The sequence below is a fragment of the Pseudoalteromonas sp. 3D05 genome, assembly GCF_002723455.1.
Classification (GTDB): domain Bacteria; phylum Pseudomonadota; class Gammaproteobacteria; order Enterobacterales; family Alteromonadaceae; genus Pseudoalteromonas.
Genome location: NZ_PDUS01000008.1, coordinates 13,312 through 28,269 on the forward strand (window position 1 = coordinate 13,312; position 14,958 = coordinate 28,269).

14 protein-coding genes are annotated in these 14,958 nt (G+C 39.6%); 5 read left to right on the forward strand and 9 right to left on the reverse strand.

Annotation, left to right across the window (positions count from 1 at the left end; translation table 11 throughout):
- Window positions 1-28 precede the first annotated feature (28 nt).
- Together dcd and apbC are read right to left on the reverse strand one after the other, a co-directional pair.
- Complete coding sequence (gene dcd / locus CSC79_RS09885) at window positions 29-619, reverse strand: dCTP deaminase (RefSeq protein ID WP_099295651.1); 591 nt, start codon at window positions 617-619, stop codon at window positions 29-31.
- Between the two features lie 3 nt (window positions 620-622).
- Window positions 623-1,702, reverse strand: a complete 1,080-nt coding sequence (gene apbC / locus CSC79_RS09890; RefSeq protein ID WP_099295652.1) for an iron-sulfur cluster carrier protein ApbC — start codon at window positions 1,700-1,702, stop codon at window positions 623-625.
- A 176-nt stretch (window positions 1,703-1,878) separates the two neighbouring features.
- On the opposite strand from apbC, the gene metG reads away from it, so the two are divergent.
- Window positions 1,879-3,900, forward strand: a complete 2,022-nt coding sequence (gene metG, locus CSC79_RS09895; RefSeq protein ID WP_099295653.1) for a methionine--tRNA ligase — start codon at window positions 1,879-1,881, stop codon at window positions 3,898-3,900.
- Between the two features lie 384 nt (window positions 3,901-4,284).
- Window positions 4,285-4,455: a DUF6435 family protein gene (locus CSC79_RS19990; RefSeq protein ID WP_135475185.1), complete on the forward strand. Its 171-nt coding sequence runs from the start codon at window positions 4,285-4,287 to the stop codon at window positions 4,453-4,455.
- A 119-nt stretch (window positions 4,456-4,574) separates the two neighbouring features.
- On the opposite strand, the gene lepB is transcribed toward CSC79_RS19990, so the two are convergent.
- On the reverse strand, window positions 4,575-5,225 hold the full coding sequence (lepB, locus tag CSC79_RS09900; RefSeq protein WP_099295654.1) for a signal peptidase I: 651 nt from the start codon (window positions 5,223-5,225) through the stop codon (window positions 4,575-4,577).
- Window positions 5,226-6,254: 1,029 nt separating this feature from the next.
- The gene (locus CSC79_RS09905) at window positions 6,255-6,806 is read right to left on the reverse strand and encodes a YkvA family protein (protein ID WP_099295655.1); all 552 of its coding nucleotides are present in this window, start codon (window positions 6,804-6,806) and stop codon (window positions 6,255-6,257) included.
- A 212-nt stretch (window positions 6,807-7,018) separates the two neighbouring features.
- Here CSC79_RS09905 and CSC79_RS09910 point away from each other — a divergent pair, with 212 nt between their 5' ends.
- Window positions 7,019-8,251, forward strand: a complete 1,233-nt coding sequence (locus tag CSC79_RS09910; protein ID WP_099295656.1) for a DUF3667 domain-containing protein — start codon at window positions 7,019-7,021, stop codon at window positions 8,249-8,251.
- 124 nt (window positions 8,252-8,375) lie between these two features.
- On the opposite strand, the gene CSC79_RS09915 is transcribed toward CSC79_RS09910, so the two are convergent.
- The 4 genes from CSC79_RS09915 to aceK all read right to left on the reverse strand — a co-directional run bounded on the left by CSC79_RS09915 (window position 8,376) and on the right by aceK (window position 11,943).
- The gene (locus tag CSC79_RS09915) at window positions 8,376-8,630 is read right to left on the reverse strand and encodes a DUF2999 family protein (RefSeq protein ID WP_099295657.1); all 255 of its coding nucleotides are present in this window, start codon (window positions 8,628-8,630) and stop codon (window positions 8,376-8,378) included.
- A gap of 75 nt (window positions 8,631-8,705) precedes the next feature.
- The gene (locus tag CSC79_RS09920) at window positions 8,706-9,668 is read right to left on the reverse strand and encodes a zinc-binding dehydrogenase (RefSeq protein ID WP_099295658.1); all 963 of its coding nucleotides are present in this window, start codon (window positions 9,666-9,668) and stop codon (window positions 8,706-8,708) included.
- A gap of 12 nt (window positions 9,669-9,680) precedes the next feature.
- The gene (locus tag CSC79_RS09925; RefSeq protein WP_180270411.1) at window positions 9,681-10,070 is read right to left on the reverse strand and encodes a hypothetical protein; all 390 of its coding nucleotides are present in this window, start codon (window positions 10,068-10,070) and stop codon (window positions 9,681-9,683) included.
- Window positions 10,071-10,152: 82 nt separating this feature from the next.
- Entirely contained in the window at window positions 10,153-11,943 is a 1,791-nt protein-coding gene (gene aceK, locus CSC79_RS09930; protein WP_099295659.1) for a bifunctional isocitrate dehydrogenase kinase/phosphatase, read from the reverse strand.
- A 104-nt stretch (window positions 11,944-12,047) separates the two neighbouring features.
- On the opposite strand from aceK, the gene CSC79_RS09935 reads away from it, so the two are divergent.
- Entirely contained in the window at window positions 12,048-12,995 is a 948-nt protein-coding gene (locus CSC79_RS09935; RefSeq protein ID WP_099295782.1) for a LysR family transcriptional regulator, read from the forward strand.
- Window positions 12,996-13,139: 144 nt separating this feature from the next.
- A complete protein-coding gene (locus CSC79_RS09940; protein WP_099295783.1) occupies window positions 13,140-13,589 on the forward strand; it encodes a hypothetical protein in 450 nt (149 codons plus the stop codon).
- Between the two features lies 1 nt (window position 13,590).
- Here CSC79_RS09940 and icd read toward each other — a convergent pair whose 3' ends face one another.
- The gene (icd, locus tag CSC79_RS09945) at window positions 13,591-14,850 is read right to left on the reverse strand and encodes an NADP-dependent isocitrate dehydrogenase (protein ID WP_099295660.1); all 1,260 of its coding nucleotides are present in this window, start codon (window positions 14,848-14,850) and stop codon (window positions 13,591-13,593) included.
- Window positions 14,851-14,958 lie beyond the last annotated feature (108 nt).

The following is a 14,958-nucleotide window of genomic DNA, read 5'->3' on the forward strand; positions in this document are numbered from 1 at the left end:
TTTTGCGATTTACTTTTGAATATTGCTGTTATTCGTTTTTATCATCACTAATACGGCTTGCTACAGCGCTATTTTGATCTTTATACTTAGCATCTTTACGTATATTATAAGGATTTGCTGCTGGCCCTGACATCGTCTCAAAACTCATCGCACCAATTTTCATCATTGGACGAAGAGCAAGCGGCAATTTCCCCGAATTATAAAACTCTAACACAATATTACCCGACCAACCTGGGTCTATGCGGTGTGCGGTAACATGAACCATCAGCCCTAAACGTGCTAGTGATGAACGCCCATCAAGCCACCCCACTACATCCGATGGTAACGTTACTTTTTCGTGAGTGATAGCCAAAGCAAGCTCACCTGGGTGTAAAAAAAATGCTTGCTCTTGGTCTAGCACAATTTCGTCACTCATTATTGATTCCATTGCCTTATTAAGCTGATCTTTAGGGCCACTTAAATCAACGTAGGCTGCGGTGTGATCCTGAAAAACACGAAATTTATTTCCTAAGCGCAAGTCAACTGTTACGCCAGAAATCATCTCATCGCTTGGGCTTGGCTCTATTACAATGCGTTGCTGAGCAATATATTCTTTAATATGGGTATCTGATAATCTCATTTTTTAATCGTCCGTAATCACAATCTCTAATGGATTATGATGGGGTTGTTGATAATAAAGTTGGCTTGCAATTAAACGCGCTGCACTGGCATAGGTAATGCTGATGGCTGCCTCGGTATCATTGGCTATTAACTTGCCTTGTTCTGAATATTCTCGAATATCTATCGCCAGTGGAATGTGTGAAAGTACAGGCACACCATGACGCTGTGCGAGCTTAATGGCCCCGTCTTTGCCAAATACGTGATTAGGTTCACCACAATGTGTGCAAATAAAGTGGCTCATATTCTCAATTAGACCTAGCACAGGCACATTTACCTTGTTAAACATAGCAATGCCTTTTTGCGCATCAGCCAGTGCTAAATCCTGTGGAGTAGTAACGATAACCGTGCCGCTTGAAGGTACTTTTTGGCTCATAGTTAATTGGATGTCACCGGTACCTGGAGGCATATCAACAATTAAGTAATCAAGCTCACCCCAAATGGTTTCATTTAACAACTGCGTTAATGCACCAGACGCCATCGGCCCACGCCACACAGTGGCATCATCACTAGGTACTAAAAACCCAATAGACTGTGCTTTTAAACCATTTGCATCAAATGGGTATAGTTGTTTGTCATCTTTAGCCGTGGGTTTAGCCCCTACAAGGCCTAGTAGCATAGGAATTGATGGACCATAAATATCCGCATCTAATATACCTACTTTTGCACCCTCTTGTTTTAAAGCGCCCGCTAAATTAACCGCAGTTGTCGATTTACCAACTCCACCTTTACCGGATGCAATTAAAACAATGTGTTTTATTTTTTTAAATTTATAATCAGCGGGAAGTTGTACTGAGGCATGAATGTCGACAACCTTATTAATTTGTTCACTAACAAACTTAGCCACAGCAGGCATTTCTGAGCATGCAGCAAAAGGAAGAGTAAGCTCAATTAATAGAGATTTATCATCGTTAGATTGAATACTTTTGATAAAAAGCTCATCAATACCAACTGCAAATGCAGCACTTCGATAAGCGGCTAAAGCGGCAATTATCGGTTGTTTTTGCACCGATTTAGAAGAGAATAATTTCGACAGTCCAAACATAGCAATAAAATAGCGTTTCTTTGATGAAAATTGCCTCGGAATTATGTAACATTCACGGCATTAACACCAGTCAATTAATGAAAATCAGCCAACCAGTCACTACTTTGCTACCGGTTTGCTGATAAAATTATGATTTTCATCCGTTCCTTTACCGGAACCGTCAATTCGGAATGATTATGGCACAGCGAAAGATCCTTATTACCAGCGCATTACCTTATGCCAATGGCCCAACTCATCTAGGTCATTTATTGGAATACATTCAAACTGATATTTGGTCACGTTTTCAAAAACTACAGGGCCACGAAACATATTACGTTTGCGCCGATGATGCTCACGGCACGCCAATTATGCTCAATGCGCAAAAGCAAGGGATCACGCCTGAAGAAATGGTAAAAAACGTCAGTATTGAGCGTCAACGTGACTTTGCTGATTTCAATATCAAATTTGATAACTACCACAGTACCCACAGCCAAGAAAATAAAGAGTTCAGCGAATTAATTTACAACCGCTTAAATGCGGCTGGACACATAAAAAAGCACACTATTTCCCAGCTGTTCGATCCTGAAAAAGGTATTTTCTTACCAGACCGCTTCGTTACAGGTACGTGCCCTACCTGTAAATCAGAAGACCAAAATGGTGATAGCTGTGATGCATGTGGCGCAACGTATAGCCCAACAGAGCTAATTAACCCACGCTCAGTGATGTCTGGTGCAGAGCCGGTATTAAAAGACTCAGAGCATTACTTTTTTGACTTACCAGCGTTTGAAGGCATGTTAAAAGAATGGCTACACTCAGGCACTATTCAACAAGAAATGGCTAACAAGCTAGATGAATGGTTTACTGATGGCTTACAACAATGGGATATTAGCCGCGATGCCCCTTATTTTGGTTTTGAAATACCAAACGCACCAGGTAAATACTTTTATGTATGGCTAGACGCACCGATCGGCTACATGGCCAGCTTTAAAAACCTATGTGATAAAAAAGGCATTGATTTTGATGCGTTTTGGGCTGAAGGCTCTGATGCTGAGCTTTATCATTTCATTGGTAAAGATATCATCTATTTCCACAGCCTATTTTGGCCAGCAATGCTTGAGGGTGCCAACTTTAGAAAGCCAACCAATGTATTTGCCCACGGTTTTGTAACGGTAAACGGCGAGAAAATGTCTAAATCTAAAGGTACGTTTATTAAAGCGCGTACGTACTTAGATAACCTAAACCCTGAATATCTTCGTTATTACTACGCGGCTAAGTTAAACAGCGGCATTATTGATCTTGATTTAAACCTTGAAGATTTTGCCCAACGTGTAAATTCAGACCTAGTAGGTAAAGTAGTAAACATTGCAAGCCGTTGCGCTGGCTTTATTACTAAAAAGTTCGATGGCAAGTTAAGCAGCACGATTATGCAGCCTGAACTTTTAGCTGAGTTCCAAGCAGCCGCACCGAGCATTACTGCCAATTATGAAAACCGTGAATATAGCCGCGCAATTCGTGAAATTATGGCCCTTGCCGATAAAGCAAACCAATTTATTGATGGCGCAGCTCCTTGGGTATTAATTAAAGACGAAACAAAACAGCAAGAAGCGCATGAAGTGTGCTCGCTTGGCCTTAATTTGTTCCGCGTATTAATTACTTACCTAAAACCTGTGTTACCAGAAATGGCTGAGAACGTAACAGCGTTTTTAAATGATGACCTTACGTGGGACGGTGTTCAAAATGCACTAGTAAACCACCCTATCAATAAATTCAAGCCACTGATGCAACGTGTAGAAATGGACAAAGTAAATAAAATGGTTGAAGAATCAAAAGAAAGCTTAGAGTCAAAAGTCACTATTGATCCAAATAGCCCACTAGCAAAAGAGCCGATTGCCGATGAAATCGAATTCGATGACTTTGCAAAGGTAGACCTGCGCATAGCTAAAATTGCCAAAGCAGAACACGTTAAAGGCGCTGATAAACTACTAAAACTAACACTCGACTTAGGTGGCGAAACACGCCAAGTATTCGCGGGTATTAAGTCAGCGTATGCACCTGAAGACATTGAAGGCAAACTCACTGTCATGGTAGCCAACCTTAAGCCACGTAAAATGCGTTTTGGTATGTCAGAAGGTATGGTGCTAGCAGCAGGCCCAGGTGGTAAAGAAATCTATATTCTTAACCCAGACGATGGCTCAGAGCCAGGCATGCGTGTTATGTAATTTAGCCTTAATCGATAACAAAAACCGCTGAAGTCAGCGGTTTTTTTATGTCTAGGGACGGTTTACTCTTTGTTACCTACACGGATGGTGGGAACAGGTATAAGCAGGACGCGAAAGCTTTGCTCGGTTGAGTTATTTTCACATAGATTGAAGACTGCAAAATAACGCAGGAGCAGTCATCGAGCCCACTAGGTTACAAACCTCGCGCCGAGGTTAAACCGCCCCAAGTTTGAACAAACCCTAACCCATAAAGATCAACAGACTCTAGTACGCAATTACATTTAATGAAAACTAATCGAATTATATTTACCAAACGTACAAACAGATAATAATCATATAAATTTTGTATACCAACTCACACTTTTCGCCACATAAGGAATCAGCATGTTCTCGCTTTTCAAAAAAGATCCACTAAAGAAGTTAAATAAAGACTACAGCGCAAAGCTCGAACAAGCTATGCATGCACAGCGAAATGGCGATATTAAAAGTTACTCAATGCTCACTCATGAAGCTGAGCAAATTTTAAAAGAAATAGAAGTATTGGAAAAAAAATAAACCAAAGCCAGCTTGCATAGGCCCCTTGATCATCATTAAAGCGCGTATCCATCGTTCATGGTCTATGTCGATGGATAGCATGGTTGCATTACAAATTCAGCAGGTGGGCCGAGCACTCATTATAATAACTTGGTTAAGTATCTATTTTTCCTAGGTAAGTAATAGTCATCATAATCTAACGAAAGAATAACTCGGGTCGCTTTGCCCAGTATTTCTCTATGTGGAACAAGCCCTATGACACGGGAATCAGCACTGTTATCCCGGTTATCACCCATCGCAAGGTAGTAGCCATCAGGAACCACAATAGCAGCAAATGATTGTTGTACAGATGTATGCTTAGCGATCCTAATTTGGTGTTTAACACCAAGTAAGTCTTCATTGTGATCAACACTCACGATTGTTTCATCAAGTTGAGTGTAATCTAAAGTTTGCCCATTGATTGTCAGAACATTGTTATTAAATTCAATGGTATCACCAGGAATACCCACAACCCGTTTAATCAAGCGATTATTTGCTGGGACAGAATCAAAAACAATAATATCCCCTCTTTTAGGCTTCGAAATTTTGAGTAGCGATACCTTAGTAAAAGGAAGTTTAAGGTCATAAGCCATTTTATCTGTAAAAATACGATCGCCTTCAACAATTGTAGGTTTCATTGACCCTGTTGGTACTTCGTACCAGTCAGCAACCGCACTTCTAAACACACTCATTAGACAAATAAATACGATGAGAGAGCGGTTGTTTTTCCATAATTTGTATAATGACTTCACTGTTTATACCTCGTTTTAATTTATGATATGGACTAACGCCACCTTCTTAAGTTCACCTGCTTTTGTAACAATTCATGAATCAGAGCTGGGGTTTGTTGACCTTTGCGGATTAAAATTCGTTCAAACTAGGGGAGATTTAATCGTGGCGCGAGGTTTGTAACCTAGTGGGCTAAGTCAAAACCGAGCAAAGCTTGCGCGTCCTGCTCACGGCCATTACCCATGTAGGCAACAGTTCAGACCCTCCCTTGTAAACAAGATAAAGCTGAATTTTTTTAGACTTATTACCGGGTAAATTAATCGATGCACAACTTACTTACCCGCTAGCTATGCAATTTAAGCTTACTCTTGTTGGCTATGAAGCTGGAAAGTATTTAATTTTAAGTACCCTAAGCAAGCTAAGATCAATGTGTATAGTGATATTCTAAAAGCAAGAAATGTTGCTGTTATTCGGCATATTTTTAAGGGAAACCGGGGAGAATGTGTTGCTTATGCCACCACAGTTTTAACGAGTTCTGTGCGACCTGAAATGTTACTCTACCTCACCTACCCTTGAAAATTGAAGGCAGGCAGCTAAGGGAAGTTAATCGATTACAGACACATATCCCAGCAAAAATAAGTATCAGTAAAGAGCAAAGTTTTAATAGCAAAAATTAATTACAAGGCGTTATTATTGATAGCTCAGTGACTGGTTGTCGCTTTAGCGTACATGTTAGCTCAGGTTTTTTAGCTCTTAAGAAACGATAAGTTTTTGTTTATTTACTCTCCCCGATAGACAGCACCACGGTTATGAACAGTGCACATGTTCGCAATAATCAAATGCAAGGTGATAGACTTAATGTGGGAATTGAGTTTGCCCAACAAGAGCGGGCTAAAATACAAAAGCGACCTTATATACGCAATAGATGTTAGCTCATTGTAGAATGCTAGAGTGAACTACTATGCGCTCAGCTGTAAAAAACACTCTATTTTAAGTAGCAAAAGTGCTATAAAAAAAGAGTGTTAATCAGCTTCTTGAGAGTTTAATTTCGCTTAAAATACTGAGCGGAATGAAGAACGCCCAGCATTACGACGTTCATTACGACGGCTGCGCATGCGACTATGAAGTTCACGGCGTTTTGAATCTAACCATTCGTCACGTGTGATTGATGCATCAGAGTTACGTGCTGTTTCACGGCTACGATAAGCGCAAAACTCTTCAAATGCTTCAACATCGTCATTAAATTCACCTGCAACTAGTTCTATCATAATCGCATCATCTAAAAAGCCTAAAACAGGGATATGATCAGGCACTAGATCTTCAGGATCACTAAAATAAGCCAATGCACTTAAAATTTCCACACGCTCTTCTTCAGGGATTTGCCATTCACTATCTTCAATCATTGCGACAAATGTTTCTAATTTTTTAATACGAAGACGCACAAACTCTGGAACATTTTCCTTAATATTTGAGCTGATTTTTTTAGCATTATTAATTATTACCTGCTCACTGAGTGCCTGTGCGCCTTGCTGAGCTTTTCGCATTACATCGCGAAAATGCTCTAAATCAGTATCAGATAATTCAAACTTAACTTCAAACGCCATTTTAATTCTCCTGTTTTGGCTATTTGGTCACAGTTATTTATCACTATGACTAACAACTATGAAATACCTCGTTGTCATTGTTGAATTTAGCAGATACTGCTGCAGTCATCACCTTTAAAATTAATTTTTTATAAAACACTTGTGGTTTTAGTGTAACAAAGTGTTATTATTTTGTGCATTCGTTAAATGGATTTCAACTAATCAGTGTTCTTATGTCGCTAGAGAATCAGCTTATAAAGCATAATACCCCTTCATCTTCACACGACCAGTCCACAATTATTGAAAAAGACGAAGTGACCCAACAACTAACACCTTCTAAAAAATGTGATAACTGTCACCAAACAGTTTCTGGTGAATTTTGCTCTCACTGCGGGCAATCTCTCGATTCGACATTAAAGTATTTTTGGGCTGTTATTTTACACTTACTCGATGATATTTTTAGTTTTGACTCTCGGGCTAGCCGTACCATTTGGCCTTTAATGTTTCGCCCTGGCTTTTTAACGAGTGAGTACTTTGCTGGTAGGCGGGTTCATTACGTGCCTCCTTTACGACTCTACTTATTTATCAGTATTGTGTTTTTTCTTGTTTTAAAACTTACAGTTTCAGCTGAAGAAAAACCTGAGCTGGATCTTAATAGCAATAAAGTTGCTATAAACCAAGTGACTAAGCATATTGAATCACTCAATGAACATAAATCAACGTTAGACGCTGAAGAAAAAAACCAAAAGTTAAATCAGGTAAATGCTGAATTAATTCGCTTTAATCGTTACTTAGAAGAATTGAGCCTTGATGGCACAATTGAAGCAAATGCAAAGCTCACTGCAAGCACCCGTAAGTTAATCACCTTAGAACTTGAGCGAATAAAATTAAATCAACAAAGTAGTGGTCTGCAAAATAACAAAGATAGTGTTAATGTATCGTTCGATTTTTTATCAAATGAAAGCAACAAGAAGCTAGGTGATTTTGCTACGTCACTTACAGAGAAAGCAAAAAAAACCTTCACGTCAGATACAAACCGTTTAATTAATGAAGTGCTTGGCAAACTTCCTCAATTAATGTTTGTGCTGTTACCACTATTTGCTGTATTGCTGAAAATTGTTTTTATCTGTTCAAAACGCCTTTATATGGAACATTTAACGATTGCGTTACACAGCCATAGTTTTATCTTTATGAGTCTGTTATTAATTGATATTTTTGACGTGACTCACGACCAACTAATGCTCACTGGTAGTGGTTTAGCTGCTGCCATAGCGAGTGTGTTAGCGTTTATAAGCTTTGTAATGTTACTTTGGATACCTGTTTATCTATTTATTATGCAAAAGCGCATCTACAAACAAGGCATTATTGCCGCGTTAATTACTTATGGCTTTGTGGGGATTGTCTACTTTGTTTTAATGGCACTGACTACAGTCGCAGCAATTATTTGGGGCTTAACGGAAATTTAAGTTTTCATGTAATAGACAGTTATCAACCAACTTTGTATAAACTATCGCATCAATACACTCTATAAACACAGGTTGATTAGCTTTAATAATGCATAATTAAAGCTAATCGATTAACAGTAAATGATTACTGACCTTTATACTGCTCTTTCGCTTTTTCTAGTTCACCATCGCTAATACCCAAAGATTCTGCAGCTTCTTTAATAAGCTCTGGTTTCGTCATTACCAGGCCCATCAAGGCTTGAAGCTTCTCAGGTGGAATACCTAATTGCTGTACAAGCGCCATAGCCATCATTGGATTTTGTGTAAACGCTTGGAAAAGCTCATGTACTTTTTCATCACTTACATTGTGCTCTTTTAGTGTTGCTATAATAGGGTTCATGTTTTGCCTTAGTTCGCTTTCTAGATACTCACTGTTATATGGGCAGATCATTCGTTTTAAAGCTGCACAATGTAATTACTCTACGAGTAATACCACTTTACCTGCATTCTCATTATTTTCTAATATACGATGTGCCTCATTAGCTTGTTGCCAAGGTAACGTTTTATAAATGTTGAAATCGAATTTTTTACTCACAATATCAGCGTAAAACTTATCAACAAACCCATTACGTAATTGGCGTTTAAACTCTAAACTTCTGTTGCGAAGCGTTGAAGCATGGAGTGAGATACGCTTTTGTAGTAATCGGGCGAAATCTACTTCAGCAAAACGCCCGTCTAAAAATGCCAGCATTATGATTTGGCAATCCATTGCGGCAATGGCAGCGTTTTTATTTAAATAGCGTCCTGAGACAGGGTCAACTATGACATTTGCCGATAATTTATGAGCTTTCATATATTCTACAAAATCGACTTGTTTGTAATTGATTACATGATCTGCACCCAGTTTTTTGGCATGCTGGCATTTCTCCTCACTGCCCGCGGTTATTACAACCGTTGCTCCAACACGCTTCGCCATTTGAATAGCTGCACCTCCAACACCGCTTGCGCCAGCATGGATCAGGGCAGTTTGTCCTTGTTGTAAGTTACCTAATTGAAAAAGCGCACCGAATGCAGTTAAATAGACTTCGGATATGGCCGCCCCTTCAGCCATTGATATGCCCTCAGGTAGGCACATAAGTTGTTTAGCATCTATTGCAACGTATTCACTGTAAGCCCCACCTGCGCATAATGAAAATACAGGCTTTTCAAGCCACTGTTTATCTACGTCACTGCCTATTTCAACTACACATCCAGCACATTCTAAGCCTAAAATAAAGCTGTCGCCTTTAGGCGCAGGATACTTCCCTTGACGTTGCATGCTATCAGCGCGATTTACACCAATTGCAGCGACCTTAACTAATACCTCATGGGGTTTAATTTGTGGTTTTTCTATTCTACATAGTGTTAAGTTTTCATCATCGTGAGAAATATACTGCACAAAGCCCTCTCTTTAATTAATTCTTCGCCATACTTCGGCTTCGACCAATTTACCATTTTCAGTTAATGAATGATGCCACAGATCGCCCTCTACTTTGTAGTCGAAAGCCATGGTTTTACCAAGTAACGAAGGAATATTGCCGTAAGAAAAAGTTTCAACGAATTGTTGATTTTTTAACTCATACTTTCCCCCACCAGCATAATGGAATTTACCATCTTTTTGAGTAATGTAGTTAAAGTGGGTGGGGGTTATTAGCTTCACTGAAGTTAATTGTGGAGCCTTGGCATGAACAAAGCCATCGTCTACGGCATATTTCCCTTCAACAAACTCCCAGCTACCTAGTAGTGGATTAGCCATCGAAAAAGAAGAAAACGCTAACAAACATACACCTATAAATTTCATAATTTACCCTTTATCTGCAACTAAAAATGTCAGTGTACCTTTTTATAAATGATTGGCTATCAGACTTGTGGCTAACTTAATCTCATTTAAATCGCCAGCTTTGTTTATATGGGTATACATCGTACACTTCACCTGCGTGAATTTTTGTTTGGCAACTCAGCCAAAAACTGGCTGCAAACAAATCACTATGGTGGCGGATAAACACCTCGTAAGCAGCCGTATTTGCGCTAAAGAAAACGGTAAATTGACTAGGGAAAACATCGTTTTGTGCTATATCAAAATAGCTTTGTGCGCTAAGCTCATCCAATGGGTTATCACTGTTTGGCATGTCTCTGAAATTACATTCGATTAATGGGCAGATTTCATCATAATCATAAAAAACGACGCGCCCCCATCGGGTTACGCCAAAGTTTTTCATTAACATGTCTCCTGGAAATATATTTGCACCAGCCAGCTCTTTTATTGCTTTACCGTAATCAATCATCACGTTTTCAAGTTGTTGATTATCACATTGGTTTAAATATAGATTGAGCGGCGTCATTTTTCTCTCAACATACACATGTTTCAAAATCACCGCTTTATTTGAAATAATCAAACTGTCGCCAACCAGCTTTTCCATCTCAGCCAGCAACTCATCACTAAAACGGTTTTTGTCGAATGCTAAATATCTAAACTCATGGGTATCTACCAGCCTCCCTACTCTGTCGGCTTGTTTTACAAAATCATACTTCGCCATTACCTGTGCTTTTGTGGCTGTTTTTGGTGCGTTAAACTTATCTTTGATGACTTTATATACATATTCAGAGCTAGGCGTCGTGAAAACCAGCATCACCATACCCGGTGTACCTGGCGCTGCAATGTATTTATCTGTAGGTGGGCTGTTCTTTGTTGTGTCAACTTTGTAGCGGTAAAATTCTGTTTTAGCATGCTTTATGAAGCCAATAGCATTAAATAACTCAAATCGCTGTTTGTGAGGCATGAGTACACTTAGGTAATCGACATAGCGAGCAGGCTGATCTGTATCAACCATGAAATAGGTGCGCGCAAAACCAAATAGTAAACTCAACTGATCAGCCCCCATCATCACTGCATCTAACTTTAAGCCTTCTTCAGTATTTAAAATGGCCACAGCAAAGGGCATGTTATCACCATTTTTAGCTATGCAGCGACCAATCAAGTAGCATGCTTTATTTCGAAAAAACAGTGAGTTTGCATATTCTATATACCCGTCGTTCAAGTTAATTAATTCATACACTTGAGGACATTGCTGTTTCGCGCCTAGCATCAACGTACTTTGCAAAACAGATACGTCTTGTGAAAAATTATCAAATGGGGTTCTAAACGCTTGCGCTAATATCAGTTCAGTTACGGCACTAGCAAAACCTCTTTTAAGGGAAATACGCTTTACTAGATTATCAAATGGTCGAGGAGCTGTGCGATATTTCGCTTTTAGAACGAATAAATGCACTGTACGGATTTTTCTGCCATGCCATAATGCTCCAAATGTAGAGTTAAAAAAGGTATGTGCTATTGGTTGATTTTCATGATTATTTACCATAGCCGCATAGATGTTTTTTGCCTGCTGCCAGATACGTGCATCATCGTATTCTTTATATGCTATTAACTTAACCGCACTACTAACATTGGCAACTTGACGCTCATACACTTGTAGTCGGGCACGCATAGCAGCTTGTACATCAAGCCACTGCCTTTGTTCAAAGCGGCTTTGAGCGCCTAAGGTTATATTTAAAAACTCAGCAAACATCGCCTCAAATCCAGCAAATACAGCGCGCGCAAGCTTAGTTGCAATAACGTCTTCGAGATTGCATTTATTGGACTGATTTTCATAATGTTCTGGTTTGGAGTTAGGCATATTTTTATTGCTTATAACGATTATTTTACTTTAGCGGTTTACATACCATAGCAAGCAGGCTTAAATTTAGATAATTAATAAAGCGAATGAATAAAATTGATCAAATGAATATTAGGAATGTCGATCTAAACTTACTTGTCTACCTGAATGTGCTCATTGATGAACAGAATGTTTCAAAAGCAGCAAATAAACTTGCACTAACACAGCCTGCGATGAGTAACGCACTTAAACGGCTACGTGATTTATTTGAAGACCCGCTCTTAGTTAGAGCAGCTGGTAATATGACCCCAACAGCAAAAGCGCTGAGCCTTAAACCTGAAATAGAAGCCTTATTAAAAATGGCGGAGGCAATTACTCAACCCAGCGAATTGTTTAACCCTACCACTGCTGAACTTACATTTAGAATAATGGCGAATGATTATTTAGAATCTACACTCGTCGCGCCTTTTATTACATCTCAACTTGAAAAACACCCCGGGCTCAATTTTGATGTACTTAGCCCCAGTGATGTTAACTTACAAGACATGGAAAAAGGGACAATAGATTTAGCCATTAATCGTTTTAATGGTATGCCCCGCTCTTTTCATCAGGCAACTGTATGGCGTGATAATTACTGCTGCCTTACGCATCCTGCAAATAAATATTTAGACTCACCTGATTTAGAGCATTATTTAGCTGCTGAACATATTTGGGTCAATCGCGCTGGTTGGGGTGCTGAAGCCGCTGTCACCAATAAATCAGGAAGCCAGAAGCTTGGCTGGGTCGATGAAGCACTGTGGCAATTAGAGCAAACCCGTCATATTCGGGTGTTTACGCGTCATTACATGGTAGCAAGCTTACTCTGTCAATCAGAGAAACTCATTGCAACACTCCCGCGTAGACAAGCAATGCTGCTGGCAAAACACACCGATCTAGTCATTAGTCCAGTCCCTTTTCAAGTGGTGCCAATTGAAGTCAAAATGCTATGGAGTCCTTTACTGCACCACGCAAGCCCTCACCAATGGTTACGCCGCGAATTAATAGACTTTGCAAGCACGATTGCTGATAGATAAGTGGTTTGGGCTATGCCCAACATTCTTTTTATTGATTAAATCAATATCAGTTATTGAAAACAACAATTTCATTAATAGTGCTTTAGGGGCTAGAGTAAATTCATACAAAATGATTCACTCACCTAACAAAGAGACATGATTATGATGCAAACTACAGCAAGCTTCACCCAACAAGACGGTTTATTCATTGATGGTAATTTACATACTTTTATTGAACAACAACTTTGCGCTAAAGCAACACTAACAAGTGAATGTGTGTACCAAGCATTAGCAACATTAGTAGATGAATTTGGCTGTAAATGCCGTAAAAATAAACATCAGGATGATGACACTCTCGATGCTCAAGCTTTATTAAATGCGTACCAAGTTGAGCACGCACACCCTCATTGCCACGTAGACGCACAAACAACAACGGCAGTGCTCGATGAGTATTGCTGTCAAGTACCTGCAATTATTGTTGTTGCATTAATGGATACTCTCAGTGGTACACCAAGTAATGAAGATGATGCGCAAGAAATTTATCAGCGTGCCGCTCAATTAACAAATCGTCCATGCATGTACCGAGTTGCATTTAAAAACGAAAATGCAGCCTAAATCATGATTGTTCAATACGTTCGATAATCTTCTTTGCAAACTCGCTGCAACTGAGGATTATCGCGCTATGACCGTGTTTTTCCAGATCAAACGTCATTTCATTTGCTTCAAATGTTGCTGATAATGCATTTTCAATCGCTTGTGCAGCCTCATGCCAATTCATAAACCGCAACATCATAACCGCACTCAAAATACTGCTTGTAGGGTTTGCTTTATCTGTACCTGCAATGCGTTCAAATGGACCATGAGTTGGTTCAAAAAAAGCCACTTGATTATTCAAATTTGCCGCTGGCATAACTCCAATTCCTCCTACTTGAGCGGTTAACATATCAGCGAGATAGTCACCATTTTGATTGGTTGTTACAACCACATCAAATTGCTCTGGATGCATTAAAGCTTGCTGTAGCATGTTATCAGCAATAACTTCTTTAATTACGAGGGACGGCTCATTCTCCCTTTTAATAATTAACCAACGGCCATTATCATGTGGGATAGCACCAAATTCACGCTTTGCTAACTCATAGCCCCAACGCTTAAATGCGCCGTCTGTAAATTTTAAAACATTCCCTTTGTGAACGACTGTAAGCGACTCACTTTTTTGCTCAAGTGCATACTCAAGCGCATAACGCATGACTCGTTCAGAACCTTCTTTAGATATGTTTTTAATTCCGATGCCGCATTGTTGGTCAAACCGCAACCGAGTAACGCCCATTTCTTGGCATAAAAAATCCAAAACTTTCTCAGCCTCAACGCTGCCCGCTTGCCACTCAATTCCTGAATAAACATCTTCAGAACTATCACGGATCACGACGATGTTTGTTTTTTCTGGATGCTTTAAAGGTGAAGGTAACGCGCTATAACCTTTAATTGGGCGCATATTGACATATAAATCCATTTCTTGTCGAAGTGCAACATTGAGTGACCTAAACCCACCACCAAGCGGTGTTGTAAGCGGTCCTTTTATTGCTAATTTAAACTGCCTAACAGCATGTATTGTTTCTTGAGGAAACCAATCGCCATCGTATAGCTTTGCTGCTTTCTCGCCATTATAAACTTCGAGCCAATGAATTTTTCGTCTATTTTTGTAACAATGTGCTACGGCATGATTTACCAAATCGCGCATAACTGGGGAGATATCTTGACCGACGCCATCACCATCAATAAACGTAATAATAGGGTTGTCAGGAATGAGCCACTGCCCCTGCTCATTAATTGTAATTTGCTCGCCATCTTTAGGCACTGATATATGTTGATATTGCATACGCCCCCTTGCAAGAAAATATACCCAAGCCACCTCAAGGTGCAAGTGTCAGTTGGAGTTAAAAGGGATGGCCATTGTTGCAAAGTATCGCTTTGATATTAAGCCCCT